The following is a 19,788-nucleotide window of genomic DNA, read 5'->3' on the forward strand; positions in this document are numbered from 1 at the left end:
ATGAAGTCACCCAAGAACTCTTGAAGCAGGCTAAGGGAGGGCGAGGAAGGAGTTTTGGGTAAAGCCCTGAGACATAGATAGCCACCAGAAGGGTTTCTGCGTCAAGATAGTAGAGGGGGTGCTCACGATCGGGTTGCATAGCACCCCCCTTTTGCCATACCGAGGGGGTTCAGATCAAGTAGCACACGAAGGGATGTACGGGCTGATAGAGCGGCAGCGGGAGGGGTTGGGGTTGAGCTTCTACCAATGCCGAAGGAAGCTCATCTCCGGCAGGTTGAGGCTGGATTTGAGCCCTTTGCTCTCGGCAAACGTGGGGGCCGCGTAAGCCCAGACACATAATTCCTTACACCACCCGACCTGGTGGGCTCTTTGGCGGACTGGAACCTGAGGCTTCTCAAGCGCTTGGACCCGGGCTTGGCCATCGGCTTCGACCCGGCCTTCTATCTGGATGCGCCCGCCGGGGAGTGGGCCAGGCTTCCCGTGCGCGTGAACGCCTACGGCTACCTGGACGACCACCCCTTGGGCTTCCGCAGGCTTCTGCCGACGGCAACCTACCTGGAGGACCGCCTCGAGGCCCTCCTGCGCTCCGTGCCCCCTTTCCAGGAGCTCTACCTGCGCAAGGAGTTCCTGGTCCAGGCGTTGGCGGACGGTGTGGACCCGGTGGCCTTGGCCCGGAGGCTCCTGGGGAAGGTCTGGGTGGACGTCTGGACCCTCAACCCCTGGGAGGAGGGCTTCCGGGGTTACCTCAAGGCCGCCCTGGCCTCCGGGGTGGACCAGATCACCACCGACGCTCCTCTGGGCCTTGGGGCCGCAGTTCTTCCACCAGGCGGGCCAGGCGGCTTATCCCCTGGTTGAGCTCCTCCAGGAGGAGGAGGAGGTCCAAGTGGGTGAGGGTGGAGGCCCGGCTTTCCTCCCGCTCCTGAAGCCGCTTCCGGTGGGCCTGGCGGGAAGCTTCCAGGGCCTCCTGGAACCCCTCGGTCTGGACCCGGCGGGCCAGGTGGGGGTCGGCGGTGGCCAAGGCGGCCAGGGCCCTTTCCAAGCGGGCCAGGGTGAGGGCAAGGAGACGCGCAAGCTCCCGGTGTCCCTCGGGGCTAAAGGTGATCCCCTGGCCCCAGAGCCTTTCCGCCTTGCGCAGGATGCGCTTGGCCAGGTCGGCCAGGTGCTCCAGCTCGGCGGCCGCCTTGAGGTAGGGGAGGCTGGCCTCCTCGGGCAGGCGGGCCACGTAGAGGAGGACTTCCCGGCTCAGCCAGTCCACCTTTTCCTCCAGGGGGCTAAGGTCGGCCTCCCGGCCCTCCTCCTTGCGGAGGGCTTCCAGGGTGCGGGCCAGCATGGCCCGGGCGGCGTCGCCGATGCGGGCGAGCTCCCTTAGGGCCAGGGCCTGGGCCAGGGGGGGGTCCTCCAGGGCCTCCGGGCGCAGGTACTTGGGGGCGAGGGGTGGCTCCGGGGGCAGAAGCCGGACCATGAGCCGGTGGAGGGGCGGGAAGAGAAGGGGGAAGGCCAGGAGGGCGAGGGCGTGGTAGCCCACGTGGAGGGCGAGGACGTCCTGGACATCTAGGAAGAGAAGGGGAAGGGCCAGGGCCAGGCGGTGGAGGAGAAGGGCCCCGCCGAGGCGCAGGGCCTCCGGGGGAGCCCTGAGGAGGAGGGGGCCGGTGCACCCCACCCCGCCCCCCAGGACCAAGGCAGCCGTGCCCTCGTGGCCCAGGCCCAGGGCCAGGAGGGCCACCAGGTTGGCCGAGCCCAGGGCAAAGGCCAGGAGAAAGCCCAAGGCGAAGAGGAGGGCCGGGGGGAGGGAGGTGAGGAGGGGCTCCCAGGCCAAGGCCCCGGTCCGGGCCAGGTCCAGGCCCAGGAAGAGAAGGCCGAGGCCGAAGAGGAGGCGGCCCCAGGGGCTTTTCCGAAGGGCGAGCTCCACGCCCAGGGCCAGGGAAAGGCTTAGGAGGGCCAAGGCCCGGTTGCCCAAGGAGGCCAGGCCCACCACAGCCGTGGCCCCCAGGGTGCCCCCGAGGGCGAGAAGCCCCGCCTCGTAGGCCCCGAGGAGGCCCGCCTGGAGAAGCCCCCGCCCTAGAAGGGTGAGCCCCGTGCCGCTTCCCGTGGCGAGGCCCAGGAGCACCCCCGCGAGGCCCAAGGTCACTCCCCGGGCGCGGGCAAGGAGGCGCCTTCCCCTGGCCCCGGCAAGCCCGCTGGCCGCCTCGGTGAGGAGGAGGTTGCCCAGGTAGAGGAGGGCGAAGGCCCCCAGGACTTCCATCTACCCCCGCGCCTCCAGAAGCACCTCCGGCCGATCCCCGATGAGGCCGTCTAGGCCCAGGGCGAGGAGGCGCCTGGCCTCCGAGGGGTCGTTCACCGTCCAGGCCACCACGAAAAGCCCCCGCTCCCGCCACCCCGCCACGGCCTCCTCCGTGGCGAGGGCATGGTGGGGGTGGACGGCCTCCACCCCGAGGCAGGGGAGGAGGGCGGAGTGGTCCTCGGCCATGAGGAAGCCCAAGGGAAGGCCGGGGGCCGCCTTCCTAAGGGCAAGGAGGGCGAGGGGGTCAAAGCTGGAGACCCAAACCCCCTCCCGTCCTCGGAGGAGGGCGGCGAGGCGGCGCCCTGCCTCCTCACCGAGGCCGGGGAAGGACTTGAGCTCCACGTTGAAGACGGCCTGGGGAAAGGCCTCCTTGAGGGCGAGGACCTCTTCCAGGCGGGGTAGGTCGGGTTCTCGGGCCTTGAGGTCGGCGTAGTCCACCTGGAAGACGGGGCCTAAGGGGGTGTCCGGGTCGTGGCGGACGGCGAAGACCCCGTCCCGGGTGAGCCAGACGTCCAGCTCCACCCCGTCCAGGCCGGCCTCCAGGGCGAACCGAAAGCTTTCCAGGGTGTTCTCCTTGGCCTTTAGAGGGGCTCCCCGGTGGCCGAGGAGAAGGGGCTTTCTCCGGAATAAGGTCATGGCTCACCTTCCTCCTGGGATGCGCTGGGCGTCTATGGCTTCCTGGGTCCGGGCCAGGCACCAGGCGGCCTCGGGCTTCCTTAGGGCCAGGGCCACGTAGAGGGCGTCCACCACCGCCAGATGGACCACCCGCGTGGCCATGGCCTCCACCCGGAAGGCGGCCTCCCGCACAGGTGCTACCAAGGCCACCGTGGCCTTTCCCACCAGGGGGCTTTGGGCGAAGGAGGTGAGGGCGAGGATCCAGGCTTGAGCCCGGTGGGCCTCCTCAAGGCTCTCCAATAGCTCCCGGCTCCTCCCCGTGTGGGAGATGAAAAACCCCACGTCCTCGGGACCGAGGAGGCTGGCCGCCACCGTCTGCATGTGGGTCTCCGGGGTCATGAAGACGGGGAGACCGATCCTAAGAAAACGGTAGTAGGCGTCCAGGGCCACGGGCACGCTGGAGCCCACGGCGAAGATCCCGATGCGCCGGGCCCCTAGGAGGAGGTCCACCGCCTGGGCGAAGGCCTTTCCGTCCATTCCCAAAAGGGCTTCCTCCAGGGCTTGGATCTCCGCTCGGAAGACTTTCTGGAGCACGAGTTCGGGGGCGTCGTGAGGGCGGACGTCCAGGGAGGGGGGTAACGAGGAAAGGCTCCCCACCTCCAAGGCCAGGGCCACCTTGAGTTCCCGGAAATCCCTGAAGCCCAGCTTCCGGGAAAGCCGGGTGGCCGCCGAGGTGCTCACCCCAGCCGCCCGGGCTACCTCACGGATGGAGGCCCGCACCATGGCCCTGGGGTCCTCCAGCAGGACCCGGGCCACGGCCTGCTCCTTAGGGCTTAGGGTAGGAAGCTCTGCTCTAAGCCTTCCTATCAACCCAGGATGTGCCGTTTGAGTTCCCATAGGTCGTCCACCACCAGCACGCCGTGTTGCCGGAGCTCGGGGATCCCGGGGTCCTCGGGCCGGGTGGCTCCCGTAAGGACCAGGGCTGCCCGCGCCCCGGCCCCTTGGGCTAGGGGGAGGTCCACCTCGGCCCGGTCCCCCACGTAGAGGCAGTCTTCCGGCGCAAGGCCAAGCCTAAAGGTAGCGTAGCGGAGAAAGGCGGGGTCGGGCTTTCCAAAGACCCTTTCCGGCCGCCTTCCCGTGGCTTTCTCCAAAAGGGCCAAAAGGGCGCCGGCATCGGGTAAGGCTCCCCCTTCCACGGGGCAGGCGGGGTCGGGGTGGGTGGCGAAGAAACGGGCCCCTCTCTCCAAGAGGAAGCAGGCCCGCTCCAAGCGGGCGTAGCTTAGGGTGCGGTCGAAGCCCACCAGCACCGCCTGGGGCTCTTCCTCGCTCACCCAGACCCCGGCCTCCGCTAACTCGGCGGCGAGGGCCGGCGTGCCGAGAAGATAGACAGGAAGGTTGGGAAAGCGCTGGGCCAGTTCCCGGCCAGCGAAAGCTCCGCTGGTGAAGATCCGCCTCCATTCCACGGGAAGCCCTAGGCGGCGAAGCCGGGCGGCGTGGTCCCTGGCCGAGAGGGAGGAGTTGTTGGTAAGGACAGCGTAGGGAATCCCTTCCTGTTGCAGGGCTTCCAACAGTTCCTTGGCCCCTGGCAAGGGAAGCTCCCCCAGGATGAGGGTTCCGTCTAGATCAAAGATCAGCCCTCCCGCCGACACCTTGTTCTTCAGGTTATGACTTTTTTTTGACAATGTCAATCTATGTGAAACTTATTGACAGATAAAGGGAGACACCTTATACTTTAGGCGAACTCGATGGAGGAGGACATGGCTAGCCTCAATCGGCGTTCCCCCTGGAGTAATCGCTTTATGGGCCTGGAGTGGCTGGAGGGCTATGGGCTTTTCCTGCCGGCGGCGCTTTTCCTTTTGGTGTTTACTCTATGGCCGGCCTTCCAGGCTATCCTCCTCTCCTTCCAAAGCGAGGATCCCTTTGGCCGGGGCCGCTTTTGGGTCGGCTTAGACAATTTCACCGAGTTAGCCCACGATCCTCGTTTCTGGACCAGCGTATGGCTCACGTTTAAGTTCGCAATAGTTGTGGCCTTGCTGGAAGTGGCCTTGGGGCTTCTAGGGGCTGTCCTTCTCCAGTATCCGGTCCCCGGAATCGGTTTATTTAGAACCATCTTCTTCATGACCACGGCAGTTTCCACAGCGGTAGCCGCGGTGGCTTGGGGCTGGTTTTTACACCCCGTAGGCGGCTTATTAAACCGCCTTATCGAGGGCCTAGGTCTACCCCCTCAGGGGTGGCTGACAACGCCCGAGTGGGCCCTATATAGCGTGGCTGCAGCCACGGCGTGGCAGGCTATCGGCTTCAGCACGATCCTTTTAACGGCAGGCCTACAGGATATTCCCCAGGAGCTCTATGAGGCCGCGCGGATTGATGGGGCTAGCAGCTGGGTTACCTTTCGCCACATTACCCTACCTTTGCTTTCTCCTGTACTTTTTTTCGTGATCGTCTTGGCCTTGGTGCGGGGTTTTACCGCCTTTGGCCAGATCCATCTTCTTACCCGAGGGGGGCCTTCTGAGGCCACTACGGTTTGGATCTATCGGGTTTACCTGGATGCCTTTTTCAACCTCCGCTTCACCTATGCGGCGGCTGAGGGGGCCCTCCTATTCCTTATCCTTCTGATGCTCACAGCCCTGCAGTTTTACTTCCTTGGAAGGAGGGTGCACTACGCATGAAAAGAGGTTTCTTTTTCATCTACTTGGCCCTTGGGGTTTATAGCTTTTTTATCCTTCTCCCTCTGCTTGCCCTCTTTTCTGCAAGTTTTAAGCCAGCGCAGGAGATTTTTGACCCCAACCTCGTTCCCAGGAGCCCTACGCTGGAGAACTATCGGATCGCCTTGGAAAAGTTTCCCTTGGGTCGCTTCCTCCTTAATAGCCTGCTGGTGGCTGGGCTTGTAGCTTTGGGCCAGGTAGCCACCTCGGCCCTGGCTGGTTATGCCCTGGCCCGGGTTCGCCTGCCCGGTCGGGAACTCCTTTTCGGGGCCGTGGTGGCCCTTCTCCTTGTGCCCGGGGAGGTTACCTTCTTGCCCCTTTACGACCTGGTGACCCATTTGGGTTGGTTGGATACCTATTGGGCCTTAGTGGTCCCCTTTCTCGCCACCCCCATTGGAATCTTCTTGATGCGCCAGTTCTTTAAAACCCTACCGCAGGACCTCTTTGATGCAGCCCGTATCGACGGAGCTGGGCACCTCAGAATGCTCTGGCATGTGGCTTTGCCCCTGGCGCGCCCCGCTCTGGGGGCTCTTGGAGCGCTTTCCTTCCTCTCCGCCTGGAACATGTACCTCTGGCCCTTAGTGGTGACGCGGTCCACGGAGATGCAGACAGTACAGATTGGAGTCAACATGATCCTCAACGAGGAGGCGGCCCGGTGGAACGTGGTGGCCGCCGGGGCCATCTTGGCCCTGCTTCCCACCTTGGTGGCCTTCCTGGTCGCCCAGCGGCAGTTCGTCCGCGGGATTACCCTGGGCGGCTTGAAGGGGTAAGGAGGTCAGGAACATGAAAAGGCGCTTGGGGCTTCTTTTGGCTCTCTTGGGTCTAGGAGGCGGCGCTTTGGCCCAGGGGAAGGTTACGGTGCAGTTCTGGTACTCCTTGGGCGGGACTATCGGCGAAACCATCCAGGAGCTGGTAAGGCGGTTTAACGCCAGCCAGGACCGGGTAGAGGTCAAGGCCCAGTACGCCGGGTCGTACGATGACGCCATCAACAAGCTCCTGGCCTCCATCCGCACCAAGAATCCCCCCCATATCGCCCAGGTTTACGACATCGGGACCCAGATTATGGTGGACTCCCAGGCCACCGTTCCCATCCAGGAGCTGGCCCAGAGGGACCGTCTAGACCTCACCCGCTTCGTCCGCCAGCCCCTCAACTACTACACGGTGGGAGGCAAGCTCCAGTCCATGCCCTTTAACTCCAGCACCCCTCTGGTCTACTTCAACCTGGATGCCTTGAGGGAGGCGGGCCTCACGCCCAAGCAGGAGTGGACCTTTGAAGAACTGGCCGAGGCAGCCCGTAAGCTGACCAAGCGGGATGCCAGCGGCAAGGTAGTGCGGTACGGAATCGCCCTGGCCGATTATGGCTGGTTCTTGGAACAGGTCTCCTACAATAACGGCTTTTACTACTGCAACAACGAGAACGGTCGCAGGGCTCCCGCCACGGAGGTGAACCTGGACAACCCCGCGGTGCAAAGGTACTTCCAGTGGTTCCTCGACCTGTACAAGGAAGGGGTTTTGCTCTACGTGGGCCGCCGCACGGCGGATAGCCAAAGCGCCTTCGCCACGGGGAAGGCGGCGATCACCTTTGACTCCACCGCCACGCTGGGAGGGATTGCCCACACGGTGGGGGGCAAGTTCCGCATCTATACGGGATACTTCCCCTACTTCCAGGAGTTCGGCCGCACCGGGGTCTCCATCGGGGGGGCGAGCCTCTGGCTGATGAAGGGTTTTCCCTCTCAGGAAACCGAGGCGGCCTGGTCCTTCATGAAGTGGCTGGTGCAACCGGAGCAGCAGGCCTTCTGGCACCTCAGGACCGGCTACTTCCCCCTCCACCTCGAGGCCTTGGAGCTTCCTGAGGTGCGCAAAGCTCACCGGGAGAACACCAACTACACCACGGCCATCCAGCAGCTTAGGACCTCCAAGGTGTCCAACGTAACCGCGGGTTGCCTCATGGGAGGGTTCCCCGAGATCCGCCAGATCAGCGAACAGGCGCTGGAAGCGGTGCTCCAGGGGAGGCCCATAGGGGATGTCCTTAGGGAGTACAAGGGCCGTGCGAATGCGGTGCTCCAGCGCTATAACCGGAGCGTAGGCCGGTAGGTTTTTTGGGGGGGCAGGGTTGGGACCATCGGGGCCCGCCCTGCCCAAGGCGATGCCGCAGGCGAGGGTGTTGGGATCTATGGGATTTTCCTGCCTTTGGCCCGGCGTGGGCGTTCTGGTGGGGTACGGCCTTACCTTGTTTCCTCGTGGTTTGGCCCTGAAGGCCTTGCCCCCTTCTCTGGCCTGCGCTGCAGGAGCAGGTGGGAGACGGCGTTGGAGGTCCGTGAAAGCCGGTGGCGCTTGGGGGAAAGTCCAGGCCTTGTGGTTGCCTTGGGGTTTTGATGAGTCACGTCGGCGGAGGTGAAGGATGAGGTACCTGCTTGCCCTGGACCAGGGCACCACCTCGAGCCGGGCCATTCTCTTCACCCTGGAGGGGAGGCCCGTGGCGGTGGCGCAGCGGGAGTTCCGGCAGCTTTACCCGAAGCCCGGGTGGGTGGAGCACGACCCCCTGGAGCTATGGGAGACCACCCTTTGGGCGGCGCAGGAGGCCTTGCGGCGGGCCGGGGTGGGGGCGGGGGAGGTCCTGGCCTTAGGCATCACCAACCAGCGGGAGACCACCCTCCTTTGGGACCGGAAGACGGGTAAGCCCCTCAGTAACGCCATCGTCTGGCAGGACCGGCGGACGGCCCCCCTTTGCGAGGCCCTAAGGGAGCGGGGCCTGGAGCCCCTTTTCCGGGAGCGCACCGGGCTCCTCTTTGACCCCTACTTCTCGGGAACGAAGCTTTTGTGGCTCTTGGAGAACGTCCCGGGCCTGAGGGCGCGGGCGGAAAGGGGAGAGGTCTGCTTCGGCACCGTGGACACCTGGCTCGTCTGGAACCTCACGGGGGGGAAGGTCCACGCCACCGACCCCACCAACGCGAGCCGCACCCTGCTCTTCAACCTCCACACCCTCGCCTGGGACCCGGAGCTCCTCGAGGCCCTCGGGATCCCCGCCGCCCTCCTCCCGGAGGTGCGGCCCTCCGATGGGGACTTCGGGGAAACCCTCCCCGAGCTTCTGGGGGCGCCCGTACCCATACGGGGGGTCCTTGGGGACCAGCAGGCAGCCCTCTTCGGCCAGGCGGCCCTGGAGGCGGGGGAGGGGAAGTGCACCTACGGCACCGGGGCCTTTCTCCTCCTGAACACGGGGGAGAGGCCCATCCTCTCGGAAAGGGGCCTCCTCGCCACGGTGGCCTGGAGCTTAGGGGGCAAGGCCACCTACGCCCTGGAGGGGAGCGTCTTCACGGCGGGGGCGGTGGTCCAGTGGCTTCGGGACGGGCTCGGCCTTTTCCGGGAAAGCCGTGAGGTGGAGGCCTTGGCGGAAAGCGTGGAGGACAGTGGGGGTGTTTATCTGGTCCCCGCCTTCACGGGGCTTGGCGCCCCCTACTGGGACCCCTACGCCCGGGGGGCGATCCTGGGCCTTACCCGGGGGACCACCCGGGCCCACCTGGTGCGGGCGGCTTTGGAGGGGGTGGCCTTCCAGGTGCGGGACGTGGTCCTGGCCATGGAAGAGGCGGGGGTCCGGCTCAAGGTCCTGAAGGCGGACGGGGGCATGGCGCGAAACCGCCTTTTCCTCAAGATCCAGGCGGACCTCCTGGGGGTGCCCGTGGCGGTGCCGGAGGTGACGGAGACCACCGCTTTGGGGGTGGCCCTCATGGCGGGGGTGGGGGCTAGGGCCCTTTCCCCGGAGGACGTGGCGGGGCGCTACCGCGAGGCGGAAAGGTTCCTCCCCACGATGCCCGAGGGGAGGCGGGAGGCCCTCTACCGGAGGTGGCGGGAGGCGGTGGAAAGGGCCCTAGGCTGGGCCAAGGAGGAGGGATGACCGACCGGGAAGCCCTGTGGGAGCGGTTAAGGGAGCCCTTTGACCTCCTTATTTTGGGGGGCGGGGCCACGGGGGCCGGGGTTTTGTGGGAGGCCACGCTGAGGGGGCTCAAGGCGGCCTTGGTGGAGGCCCACGACTTCGCCTCGGGGACCAGCTCCCGCTCCACCAAGCTCCTCCACGGGGGGGTGCGGTACCTAGAGCTTGCCTTCAAGCGCCTGGACCGCCGCCAGCTTAAGCTCGTGGTGGACGCCCTTCACGAGCGCAAGGTGGTGATGGACCTCGCCCCCCACCTGGCCCACCCCCTCACCCTCGTCACCCCCCTCTTCCGCCCCCTGGAGATCCCTTACTACTGGACGGGCCTCAAGCTCTACGACCTCCTCGCCGGGAAAAGGCGCCTCGCCCCGAGCCGCTACCTTCCGCCCGGGGAGGTGGCGCGGCTTTTCCCGGACCTGCCCAAGACCCTAGGGGGCGTGGCCTACCAGGACGGGCAGTTCGCCGACTTTCGCCTCAACCTCGCCCTCGTGCTCTCCGCCCTGGAGAGGGGGGCGGTGGCCCTGAACCACGCCGAGGCCACAACCCTCCTCCTGGAGGGGGGAAGGGTGCGGGGGGCGGTGGTGCGGGACCGGCTTACGGGAAAGGAGGTGGAGGTTTTCGCTAAGGCGGTGGTGAACGCCACGGGCCCCCTCGCCGACCGGGTGCGCCGTCTCTTGGACCCCCACCTTCCCCCCCTCCTCACCCCCTCCAGCGGGGTCCACCTGGTCCTGGACTACCCCCTGAAGGCGGGGCTTCTCATCCCCAAGACCCGGGACGGCCGGGTGCTTTTCCTTTTGCCCTACCGGGGCATGGCCCTCCTCGGCACCACGGACCTCCCCGCCGAGCCCACCTCCTGCCCCCTTCCCCGGGAGGAGGAGGTGGCCTACCTCCTGGAGGAGATCCGGCCCTACCTGGGGGACCTTTCTTCCCGGGTGCGGGCGGTCTGGTCGGGCCTGAGGCCCCTGGTGGGGAAGGGGGAGACGAGGCTTCTGGTCCGGGACCACTACATAGAGGAAAGGCAAGGCCTCTACACCCTGGTGGGGGGCAAGTGGACCACCTTCCGCCTCATGGCCTTGGACCTGGTGGAGCGGATCGCCAAGGACTTAGGCCTTGCCCTGCCTCCCTCCACCTCCCACGCCACCCCTCTTTTGGGGGCGGGCCCCAGGCCTCCTTTGGAACTTCCCCCCGAGGTGGGGGAACACCTCTACGCCACCTACGGCACCCGGGCCCCGGAGGTCCTGGCCTTGGGGGATAGGCCCCTCCTTCCCGGGCTTCCCTACCTGGAGGGGGAGGTGGTCTACGCCGTGCGGGAGGAGCTTGCCCGGAAGCCCCTGGACGTCCTTGCGCGGCGGATGGGCCTCGCCTTTTTAGACCGGGAAAAGGCCCGGCAGGCCCTGCCCCGGGTGGTGGAGCGCATGGGAGGGCTTCTCGGCTGGGACGAGGAGGAGCGGGCGTTACGCCTCGCCGAGGCCGAGGAGGGCCTTCTAGGCCTTTGCTGAGGGATTCTGGGATAAGGGTCCTCATCCTTACCGTGGGCACCACCTGCAAACCCCTGGAGGTGGTTCTGGCGGAGCGCGCACCCCACGAGACGCTTCGGGCCCCCGGCTGGTATCGTGGGGAGTGAGGACCTTTTTCTTCCCGGAGGTGGCCGGTGTGGCGGTCTTTGCGGGTTGACCTGAAGGCGAAGAAAGGTGGCCGAGGCCATCCGCCGCTACGCCAAGCTTCTGCGGGAAGACCCTCTGGTCATGCAGTTTTACAACACCATCGGCACCATGGGCATGGCCGACTTCCAGAACGCCTTCGGGGGCCTTCCCGTGCGCAACTTTCGGGAGGGGCGCCTTGCGCCCCCGGAGGCCTTCCGCATAGGCGGGCAGTACATCGCCCCCCTCAACAAGGCCCGGGGGGCAAGCACACCCACGCCTGCATGCCGGGATGCGTGATCCAGTGCTCCAAGGTCATCGTGGACGAAAGGGGCGAGGAGGTGGTCTCCCCCCTGGAGTACGAGACCATCGGGCTTCTCGGCACCAACTGCGGCCTGAACGACCCCGACGGGCTCGCCCGCCTGAACCGCCTGGCCAACGACCTGGGCATAGACACCATTGAAACCGGGGCCACCCTGGCCCTCCTCATGGAGAAGGGCCTCGCCCCTTGGGGAGACTACGCCTTCATGGAGGCAAAGCTGAAGGCCCTTTACACCCCTTCCGAGGAGGCCCGCTTCCTGGCCCAAGGCACGGCCCGGGTGGGGGAGGCCTTGGGGCTTGAGCGGGTTCCCGTGATCAAGCGCCAGGCCATCAGCGCCTACGACCCCCGGGTGGTGGAGGCCACGGGGATCACCATGATGATCACCGCCCAGGGGGCGGACCCCACGGCGGGGAACGCCCCGAGGCTGGAGACCCGGGCCATGAGGCCGGAGGAGATCCTCGAGGCCAGCTACACCGCCCAGGTGAACGCCGCCGCCAACGACAGCCTGGGCCTTTGCGTCTTCGGGGGAAGCGTCACCAACAAGGAGGTGGCCTTCGTGGTGGAGAGCGTGAACGCCGCCTTGGGCACCGCCTTCTCCCCGGAGCTTTGGCGACAGCTCGGGGAAGGGGTCTTGCGCCTGGAGCACCGCTTCAACCACCTGGCGGGCTTCACCCACGAGGACGACCGCCTGCCCGGGTTCTTCTACCGGGAGCCCGTGCCCCCCAAGGGCTACACCGCCCGCTTCCACCCCGAGGACCTAGGGCCCCTCTACGAGAGGCTTCACCGGGATTAGACCCGCCTTCTTAGCCAAAGGTTGAAGAGGGCGAGGAGGAAGAGGCCGGGAAGCCCTACCACCCCCACGAGGAGGTCGTGGGTGCGCTCGATGGCGACGAGGGAGAGCCCGGTCACGGCGTTCAGGGTGCCGTGGAGGAGGGCGGGGGCCCAAAGGGAGCCCCCCTTCTCCCGGGCGTAGAGAAGGGCGGGGGTGAGGGCCAGGGTGAAGAGGACCATCATGCCCACGCCCAGGAGGCGGTGGTCCGGGTAGTTGTGGCCGAAGAGGAGGACCAGGGGGGCGTGCCACACCCCCCAGTAGAAGCCGATCTCCAGGCTTGCGGGCCAGAAGCCCCGCGCCCTTAGCCGCTCCCAAAGGTAGCCCCGCCAGAAGAGTTCCTCCCCCAAGGCGACGAGGAGGTTCACCGTGGCCCCGGCGAAAAGCCCCTGGAGGAGGACGAGGGCCCACAAAGCGGCTTCAGGGATGGGGGGAGCGCCTTGGGGCAGGGTCCAGGCCAGGCCCTTCCAGGGGGCGAAGGGGAGGCTTAAGGGGAGGGAGAGAAGGGTGAGGGCCACGGGGAAGAGCCAGGCGAAAAGCCAGAAGCGGTTGGGCCGGAAGGCCAGGGGAAGCCCGACCCCCTCCTTGCGGGCGAAGGCCAGGGCCACCAGGCCCGGGACCCACATGTAGAGGACGGCGAAGGCGAAGTAGGCGGGGCCTCCCAGGCGGAGGCCAAGGAGGTAGGCGGCCAGGGCCAGGCTCCAGGAGAGGCCAAAGGTCCAGTAGAGGGCGTGCATTCCTTCCCTAGCCTACTATAGGCTAGGGCGGCCCTGGCCCTCGAGGGCCTCGAGGAGGGCCAGGGTGGCCCGGTGGAGCTCCCGCAGGAGGGGCGTGGGGTCCTCCCCCGCCTCCACCCGGTCCATCCAGGCCTCCACCTCCCGGGTGAAGGCCTCGCCCACGAAGCGCCGGGCCACGGGGGCGAGGGGGGGCTTCTCCGTGAGGAGGGCGTAGACCCGCTCCCCGAGGCGGGTGGGGACGAGGAAGGGCCCGCGGCGGACCACGTAGCGGCGTTCCAGAAGCCGCTCCACCGTGGCCGCGTAGGTGCTGGGGCGGCCGAGGCCCCGCCGCTTCATCTCCGCCACGAGCTCCCCCTCGGTGTAGCGCGCCGCCTTGGGGAGGCGCACGACCTTTGGGGCCACGGCGTAGCGGCCGGCCTCGAGGTCGGGGTCAAGCCCCAGGGGCCAGACCCGGGCGAAGCCGGGGAAGGGGAGGGCCACCCGCAGGGTGAGCTCCTGGCAGGCCTCCCCGAGGCAGGCGCGAACCCGCTTCTCCCGCACCCGGGCGGGGGCCATCTGGCTTGCGAGGAAGCGGCGGAAGATCAGGTCATAAAGCCGCCCGTGGGCCTCGGAAAGGGGTAGGGCCTGGAAAAGCCCTGCCTCCTCCAAATCCTCGGGCCAGAGGGGGCGGGTGGGGCGGATGGCCTCGTGGGCGCCGCCCTCCCCCCAGGGCCTGGGGCGGGCGTACTCCGGGCCGAAGCGGGCCTCTATGAGCCTCCGGGCCAGGGCCATGCCCTCCGGGGCCACCCGGGTGGCGTCGGTGCGGTGATAGGTGATGAGCCCCGCTTCAAAGAGGTCCTGGGCCAAGGCCATGGCCTCCGGGACGCGGAACCCCTCCCTGGAGGCGTCGGCAAGAAGGGCGTCCGTGGTGTAGGGGGGAAGGGGGTTCTGCTCCCGCTCCGCCTCCTCCAGGACCTCTAGGAGAAGGGTTTCCTCTTTGACCTCGCCGGGAAAACGTAAGGCAAGGCCCCGAAGGTCCACCTCGGTGAAGGGCAGGCGGGTGCGGGCCTCCCGCTCCCGGGCGATCACCCAGCCGAGGACCGGGGTCTGGACGCGCCCGGCGGAGAGGCCTCGGCGGCCAAGAAGCCTTTGCAGGTCCTCCGAGAGGGCGAAGCCGACCCAGCGATCGGCGATCCTGCGGACCATCTGGGCCTCCACCAGGTCCTCCTTCACCTCCCGGGGCTGCCTCAGGGCCTCGAGGAAGGCCCGGGGGGTGACGGCGTGAAACTCGCCCCGCACCACCCCCCTCCCGAAGGCGCGGAGGGCGAGGTAGACGTCCCAGGAGATCTTCTCCCCCTCGGTGTCGGGGTCGGTGGCGAGGAGGAAGTCCTGGGCCTCCAGGGCCAGGCCCCTTAGCGCCTGGAGGGCCCGGTCGCGGTCGGGCTGGCTCTCCTTCCCGTCGGGGCAGAGGGGGTCCGGGACGCTCCCCTCGGGGCAGGCCCGCAAGGGGTGGTACCGGGGCCGGTAGACGGGGGCTGTTTCCACCCCGTAAAGCCCGCCCCGGAGGGCGAGGTCGGTGACGTGGCCCCGGGTGGCGGTGACCACCAGGTACCCCTCTTCCGCCAGGGCCTCGTAGACCACGAGGCCGGGGAGGTAGCGGCGCATGGGCCGGCCGAAGAAGCTGGCCAGGGTGCGGGCCTTGTTGGGCGACTCCACCACCACCACCCGCTCGGGCAGGGCGAGGCCACCCCGCTCCCCCCGGGCGAGCCGGTCCCGGTCCTCGTCCACGCGCTTCAGGAGGGCCTCGAGGTCCGCCTCCGCCACGGGGCGGGGCGGCGCCTCCAGAAGGTAGCCGAGCCGGCGCACGAGGGCGGTGAAGGCCTTCCTGTCCTCGGCGAGGAGGAGGGCGAGGCCCTGGGTGAGCCCCGCCGGGGTGAGGCGGCTCGTCCGCCCCGAGGCCTGGAGGTAGCCGGTGACGTCGGCGAAGACCAGGACGGGCTTTTCCCCCACGAAGGTGAGCCCCACCTCGGGGCTTTCCGCCACGCGGGCGCGGAAGGCGGGGTCGGCGAGCCGCTCCAGGAGGGCCTCCCGCAGGGGGGCGACCTCCTTCTCCTGGAGCCCGGGCCTCCTGGCGAGGCTTCGGACCAGGGCCTTAAGCCCCGGGTCCTCCAGGAGGGGCAGGAGGGCGAGGCCCAGGCGCACAAGCTCGCCGGGGGCGAGGTCTTCCCCTAAGGCGAAGCGGAGCTTGGGCACCCCGAGGAAGAGGGCGTAGCGGACCCGGCCGGGGAGGTCCAGGCCCCGGGCCAGGGGGTTGCGCCAGGAGGCGAACCCCACGAGGAGGTCCACCTCGCCCCGCCGGAAGGCCTCGAGGGCCTCGGGCTCCAGGTAGGCCTTGGCCCTGAGGCCCCGGGCCCGGAGGAAGCGGGCGAGGTCCAGGGCGGCCTCCTTCGGCAGGTCCCCGGGGAGGAAGAGAAGCCCCCCCTTTCCAAGCCGCCCCGCCCACTCCGCCCCCCTGGCCCAGAGTTCCTCCTGGGAAAGCCCGAAGGCCTCCTCGTAGAGGTCGGCCACCTTGCGCAGGGCGAAGCTCGGCGTGCCCACCTCAAAGCCCAGGAGCTCGCGGAAGAGGTGGACCCGCGAGGAGCGCGGCCTTGCGGTGGCGCTCGCCACGGCGAGGACCCCCCGGGCCTTCCCCCTCAGCCTTTCGGCCCTCCGCTCGGCCTCCTCCGGGTGCCTCCTCCGGAGCCGGATGAGGGCGAGGCCCTCCTCCACGTCCTCGGGGGCGAAGCCCAGAAGCTCCAGGACCCGGTCCACGTTCCGCGCCGACTTGAGGAGGCTGTCCACGTCGTCCACGAAGAGGAAGTCCACGGGCCGGGGGAGCCGGGCGTGGTTTTTGTGGAGGAAGGCCACGGTGAAGAGGCCGATGGGGCGGTGGCCCTCGAGGAGGGCCTCCTTCTCCCGGGCCTTCCCGGTGTAGGCGGTGAAGGGAGCGCCCAGGGCCCGAAGCCGCTCCGCTGCCTGGGCCACGAGGAGCCGGGTGGGGAAGACGAGGTAGCTCCGCCGCCCCTCCTTGGCCAGCCAGCTGGCGGTGAGGAGGCCGAAGGTGGTCTTGCCGATCCCCGTGGGGGCGAGCATGGCGAAGGAGCGCCCCTGCACCACCCGCGCGGCCCAGGCCCGCTGCAGCGGCCAGGGTGGGACGCCCATGTGGGCCGTAAAGAAGCGGGTCCAGTCGGCGAGGGCCTTCTCCTGGGCGGCGAAATGGGCGAGCGCCCCGGGGAGGGGAGGCCTCGTGGGGTCCGGCTGGCAACGGGCGCAGGCAAGCCCCGCGGCGAGGCGCTCGCTTTCCGCCTCGCCCCCGCAGTTGGGGCAGTAGGCAGCGTAGCGCGCCGGGATCACGGCCCCATCCTAACCCGAGAAGCCCGCCTGCCGAGGAGCGGGCCAGAACCCCGTGGGGCGGCCTCTAGTGGGGCCTTGGTGGACCAGTGCGGAGGCCCGTGTTCAAGGAAGGAGCTCAGGCCCACCGGTCGGAGCCACCCGCTCCTGCCCGGCATAGACGTTCATCCGCCCCGGGCGCAGGAAGCCCACCAGGGTGAGGCCGTAGGCCTGGGCCAGGGCCACGGCCAGGCTCGTGGGGGCGGAGACGGCGCAGAACACGGGGATGCCCGCCGCCAAAGCCTTCACCAAAAGCTCGTACCCGGCCCGGCCGCTCACCAAGAGGATGTGGCCGTGGAGGGGGAGCTTCCCCTGAAGAAAGGCCCAGCCGATGAGCTTGTCCAGGGCGTTGTGCCGGCCCACGTCCTCCCGTAAGGCGACAAGCCGCCCTTCCCGGTCAAAGAGGGCGGCGGCGTGGAGGCCGCCGGTGGTTTGGAAAAGGCGCTGGGCCTTCCCCAGGCGCTCGGGCAGGGCGAGGAGGAGGTCGGGGTCCACCGCCAAGGGCGGGGGAGGGGAGAGGCCGAGCCTTTCCGGGTCGGGGAGGGCCTCGCGGCCGCAGGCCCCGCAGGCGGCGGTGAGGGCCAGGTGGCGCCTGGGCAAGGAGGGGAGGGGGTGGCGCAGGAAGACCTGGATGACCCCCTCCCGCGCCTCGGGGGGGAGGCTTCCGTCGGTGCAGGGGGCGATGGCCAGGACCTCCTTGGGGTCTTGGAGGAGGCCTTCGGTGTAGAGGAGGCCCGCGGCGAGCTCCGCGTCCTGGCCCGGGGTGCGGAGGACCACCCCCAAGGAGGCCATCTCGTCCCCGTAGCGCAGGCGGATCTCCAGGGGGGCCTCCGCCGCCACCTCGTCCCGGACCTCCCGCCACCGGCCCCCCTCGAGGCGGGCCACCCGGACCCTCGCCTTCCCCTTCATGGCCGGAGAGGGGAAGGGACCTCCGCCTCCCCCCGCCGCAGGTGGGCGAGGATCTCCTTGTAGGCGGGGATGTGGGCCAGGGGGGAGCGGGCCTTGGGGTTCACCAGGACGTTGGCCTCGGGCCAGTGAACCTCCAGGGTGCCCTCCTTGACCTCCGCCAGGTAGACCCGGCCGGCGTAGCGGCCGAAGGCGTTCTCCAGCACCACCGGGTCCCCGGGCTTCAGGCCCAGGCGGGCGGCATCCTTGGGGTTCATGTAGACGGCCTCCCGGGAGGCCCCGGTGAGGGGGTCCTGGTCCTCGTGGACGATGGAGTTGAACTGCTTCCCCCGCCGGGTGACCACGCGGAAGGCCCCCTCGGGGACCTCCCTTTGGGGCAGGGGCACGGGCAGGAAGCGGGCCTTGCCGTCCGGGGTGGGGAAACGCCACCCCTCGCAGAGGCGCTTCCCCCCGTACTGGAACTGGTCCCCCTTGGCCTTGAGGCGCTGGATCCCCTCGTAAAGGGGGACGACCCGGGCGATCTCCTCGCGGACCTCGGCGGTGGAGGCGAAGCGGAAGCGGTCCTTGAGCTCGGGGCGGAGGCGGTGGACAAGCTCCTGGAAGACCTCCCACTCGGGCCGGGCCTCCGGGGGCCTCGGGCCCGGGATCTCAGGGCTGAAGATCACGCGCCTTTCCGTGCTGGTCTCCGTGACCCCGCCCGGGACCTCGTAACGGGTGGTGGCGGGGAGGAGGAGGACGCACTCCTTGGGCTCTAGGAGCATCTGGCTGGAGAGGACGATGTCCTGGTGGACCCGGAGGGGGATGCGCTTTAAGGCCTCCTCCACGGTCTCAGGGTCGGGCATGACCTCGCGGAAATCCCCCCCGATGGCCCAAAGGACCCCGAGCCTCCCCTCGAGGGCCCGGTCTAAGGCCTCCGGGGTGGTGAGGCCGGGGCGGTCCGGGACGGGGAAGCCCCAGAGCTCGGAAAGCCTCCGGGCGTTCTCCGGGTTCACGGGCAGGCCCCCGGGGAAGGCGGTGGCGTAGGCCCCCATCTCCGCCCCCCCTTGGACCCCGGAGTGGCCCCGGATGGGCATGAGGCCGCACCCCTCCCGCCCCACGAAGCCCTTGAGGAGGGCGAGGTTGACGATGGCCCGCACGTTGTCCTCCCCGTGGGTGTGCTGGGTGATCCCCATCCCCCAGACGAAGACCGCCCGGCTGGCCTCCCCCACCATCCGGGCGAAGGCCCGCATCTCCTCCCGGGAAACCCCCGCGGCCTCCTCCAGGGCCTCAAAGGGGGTGGCCTCGAGGAGGGCCTTGAGCTCGGCGAAGCCCGTGGTGTGCCCCTCCACGAAGGCCCTGTCCCAGAGGCCCTCCAGGAGCATCCACTTCATGGCCCCGTTCAGGAAGGCGATGTCCCCGCCGGGGAGGATCTGGAAGAAGCGGTCGGCGATCCTGGTGCCGAAGAGGGCGCTTTCCAGGTCCGAGGGCACGAAGTAGCGCTCCATCCCGGGTTCCTTGTAGGGGTTCACCACGGCCACCCGGGTGCCCGCCTTCTTGGCGTGGTAGAGGTACTTCATCATCACGGGCTGGTTGTTGGCCACGTTGGAGCCCAGGAAGACCACCAGGTCGGTGCCGATGAGGTCGGTGTAGCTGCAGGTGGTGGCCGCCACCCCCAGGGCCTCCTTAAGGACCACGGTGGAGGGGGAGTGGCAGATGCGGGCGGCGTTGTCCACGTGGTTGGAGCCCAGGGCCCGCACCGCCTTCTGCACCACGTAGTAGGTCTCGTTGGGGATGCCCCGGCTCGTGAGGTAGAAGAAGGCCCCCTCGGGGAGGTGGCGCCTTAAGTACTCGGCGGCAAGCCCCAGGGCCTCGTCCCAGGAGACGCGCCGGAAGCCCCTTTCCCCCTTCCGCCGGAGCATGGGGTAGGGGAGGCGGCCGAGCTGGCGGAGTTCCCGGCTTTTCCTCCCCTTCAGGGCCTCCACGTCCTCCAGGACCTTGGGGTCCAAGGGGGGCAGGGTGTTCAGGCGGAGGAGGCGGAGGCGGACGTTGCAGAGGTGGACCCCGCGGATGGTCCAGTCCTCGAGGCCCGAGGTCCCCAGGGCGCAGCCGTCGCAGACCCCGTCCCTGAGGATCCGCCAGGCGTAGGGGAGGTTGTCCCGGTTCTCCCAAAGGGCGCGAAAGACCTCGTAGAAGTTTTCCAGGTGGGTGAAGGGGATGCGGCTTGCCCAAAGTTCCGGGGCGAGGCCCCGCTTTGGGGGGCGCACGTATTCCTTGGGTGAGCTCCAAAACGGGTTCAGCCAGGCCATGCCCACCTCCTCGGGTTCGTTGAGGCCAGTTTAGCGCGGGAAACAAGGGCGGGCAAGGGCCGAGGCCAGACTTGACCACTATGTCGCATAAAGCCCCAGGAAGCGCAGAGCGGAGAGGGGGTTGAAGGAGAAGGC

17 protein-coding genes and 1 pseudogene are annotated in these 19,788 nt (G+C 68.3%); 9 read left to right on the forward strand and 9 right to left on the reverse strand.

Annotated features, from left to right (window positions below; all coding sequences use genetic code 11):
* Nucleotides 1-196: 196 nt before the first annotated feature.
* A pseudogene (locus IEX93_RS09770) lies at nucleotides 197-325 on the forward strand (IS701 family transposase); the annotation flags it as partial.
* Nucleotides 326-360: 35 nt separating this feature from the next.
* On the forward strand, nucleotides 361-855 hold the full coding sequence (locus IEX93_RS09775) for a hypothetical protein (protein WP_188848017.1): 495 nt from the start codon (nucleotides 361-363) through the stop codon (nucleotides 853-855).
* Here the strand turns inward: IEX93_RS09775 and IEX93_RS11795 are convergent.
* From IEX93_RS11795 to IEX93_RS09795, 4 genes are read right to left on the reverse strand one after another with little or no spacing between them, the layout of a single operon-like run.
* Complete coding sequence (locus IEX93_RS11795; RefSeq protein ID WP_188848018.1) at nucleotides 779-2,242, reverse strand: Na/Pi cotransporter family protein; 1,464 nt, start codon at nucleotides 2,240-2,242, stop codon at nucleotides 779-781. The genes IEX93_RS09775 and IEX93_RS11795 overlap by 77 nt on opposite strands.
* The gene (locus IEX93_RS09785; protein ID WP_188848019.1) at nucleotides 2,243-2,917 is read right to left on the reverse strand and encodes a glycerophosphodiester phosphodiesterase; all 675 of its coding nucleotides are present in this window, start codon (nucleotides 2,915-2,917) and stop codon (nucleotides 2,243-2,245) included.
* A gap of 3 nt (nucleotides 2,918-2,920) precedes the next feature.
* Nucleotides 2,921-3,793 (reverse strand): MurR/RpiR family transcriptional regulator, encoded by an 873-nt coding sequence (locus tag IEX93_RS09790; protein ID WP_188848020.1) that lies wholly within the window; start codon nucleotides 3,791-3,793, stop codon nucleotides 2,921-2,923.
* Entirely contained in the window at nucleotides 3,763-4,545 is a 783-nt protein-coding gene (locus tag IEX93_RS09795) for an HAD-IIA family hydrolase (protein WP_188848021.1), read from the reverse strand. Before IEX93_RS09795 ends, IEX93_RS09790 begins: the two co-directional genes overlap by 31 nt.
* 96 nt (nucleotides 4,546-4,641) lie before the next feature.
* On the opposite strand from IEX93_RS09795, the gene IEX93_RS09800 reads away from it, so the two are divergent.
* Nucleotides 4,642-5,565 (forward strand): carbohydrate ABC transporter permease, encoded by a 924-nt coding sequence (locus tag IEX93_RS09800; RefSeq protein WP_229906160.1) that lies wholly within the window; start codon nucleotides 4,642-4,644, stop codon nucleotides 5,563-5,565.
* On the opposite strand, the gene IEX93_RS11650 is transcribed toward IEX93_RS09800, so the two are convergent.
* Nucleotides 5,556-5,939, reverse strand: coding sequence for a hypothetical protein (locus IEX93_RS11650; protein WP_229906162.1), 384 nt, complete (start codon nucleotides 5,937-5,939; stop codon nucleotides 5,556-5,558). The genes IEX93_RS09800 and IEX93_RS11650 overlap by 10 nt on opposite strands.
* On the opposite strand from IEX93_RS11650, the gene IEX93_RS11655 reads away from it, so the two are divergent.
* The 6 genes from IEX93_RS11655 to IEX93_RS09825 all read left to right on the forward strand — a co-directional run bounded on the left by IEX93_RS11655 (nucleotide 5,874) and on the right by IEX93_RS09825 (nucleotide 12,281).
* The gene (locus tag IEX93_RS11655) at nucleotides 5,874-6,371 is read left to right on the forward strand and encodes a carbohydrate ABC transporter permease (protein ID WP_229906161.1); all 498 of its coding nucleotides are present in this window, start codon (nucleotides 5,874-5,876) and stop codon (nucleotides 6,369-6,371) included. The two genes, IEX93_RS11650 and IEX93_RS11655, sit on opposite strands and share 66 nt — an antisense overlap.
* 13 nt (nucleotides 6,372-6,384) lie before the next feature.
* Nucleotides 6,385-7,695: an ABC transporter substrate-binding protein gene (locus IEX93_RS09810; RefSeq protein ID WP_188848023.1), complete on the forward strand. Its 1,311-nt coding sequence runs from the start codon at nucleotides 6,385-6,387 to the stop codon at nucleotides 7,693-7,695.
* A 307-nt stretch (nucleotides 7,696-8,002) separates the two neighbouring features.
* Nucleotides 8,003-9,493 (forward strand): glycerol kinase GlpK, encoded by a 1,491-nt coding sequence (gene glpK, locus IEX93_RS09815; protein ID WP_188848024.1) that lies wholly within the window; start codon nucleotides 8,003-8,005, stop codon nucleotides 9,491-9,493.
* Nucleotides 9,490-11,025 (forward strand): FAD-dependent oxidoreductase, encoded by a 1,536-nt coding sequence (locus tag IEX93_RS09820; protein WP_188848025.1) that lies wholly within the window; start codon nucleotides 9,490-9,492, stop codon nucleotides 11,023-11,025. The genes glpK and IEX93_RS09820 overlap by 4 nt, the downstream gene beginning before the upstream one ends.
* A gap of 192 nt (nucleotides 11,026-11,217) precedes the next feature.
* Complete coding sequence (locus tag IEX93_RS11800; protein ID WP_268239079.1) at nucleotides 11,218-11,466, forward strand: aldehyde ferredoxin oxidoreductase C-terminal domain-containing protein; 249 nt, start codon at nucleotides 11,218-11,220, stop codon at nucleotides 11,464-11,466.
* Entirely contained in the window at nucleotides 11,463-12,281 is an 819-nt protein-coding gene (locus tag IEX93_RS09825) for an aldehyde ferredoxin oxidoreductase C-terminal domain-containing protein (RefSeq protein ID WP_268239080.1), read from the forward strand. The genes IEX93_RS11800 and IEX93_RS09825 overlap by 4 nt, the downstream gene beginning before the upstream one ends.
* Here IEX93_RS09825 and IEX93_RS09830 read toward each other — a convergent pair.
* The 4 genes from IEX93_RS09830 to IEX93_RS09845 all read right to left on the reverse strand — a co-directional run bounded on the left by IEX93_RS09830 (nucleotide 12,278) and on the right by IEX93_RS09845 (nucleotide 19,653).
* A complete protein-coding gene (locus IEX93_RS09830; RefSeq protein WP_188848026.1) occupies nucleotides 12,278-13,054 on the reverse strand; it encodes a CPBP family intramembrane glutamic endopeptidase in 777 nt (258 codons plus the stop codon). The two genes, IEX93_RS09825 and IEX93_RS09830, sit on opposite strands and share 4 nt — an antisense overlap.
* A 15-nt stretch (nucleotides 13,055-13,069) precedes the next feature.
* Nucleotides 13,070-16,426 carry a reverse gyrase gene (rgy, locus tag IEX93_RS09835; RefSeq protein WP_188848027.1) on the reverse strand — a complete coding sequence of 1,119 codons (3,357 nt, stop codon included), beginning with the start codon at nucleotides 16,424-16,426 and terminating at the stop codon, nucleotides 13,070-13,072.
* Nucleotides 16,427-16,528: 102 nt separating this feature from the next.
* Nucleotides 16,529-17,371, reverse strand: a complete 843-nt coding sequence (gene fdhD / locus IEX93_RS09840; RefSeq protein ID WP_188848028.1) for a formate dehydrogenase accessory sulfurtransferase FdhD — start codon at nucleotides 17,369-17,371, stop codon at nucleotides 16,529-16,531.
* The gene (locus IEX93_RS09845; RefSeq protein ID WP_188848029.1) at nucleotides 17,368-19,653 is read right to left on the reverse strand and encodes an FdhF/YdeP family oxidoreductase; all 2,286 of its coding nucleotides are present in this window, start codon (nucleotides 19,651-19,653) and stop codon (nucleotides 17,368-17,370) included. The genes fdhD and IEX93_RS09845 overlap by 4 nt, the downstream gene beginning before the upstream one ends.
* Nucleotides 19,654-19,788: the final 135 nt, after the last annotated feature.

Source organism: Thermus composti (genome assembly GCF_014647535.1).
GTDB classification, from domain to species: domain Bacteria; phylum Deinococcota; class Deinococci; order Deinococcales; family Thermaceae; genus Thermus; species Thermus composti.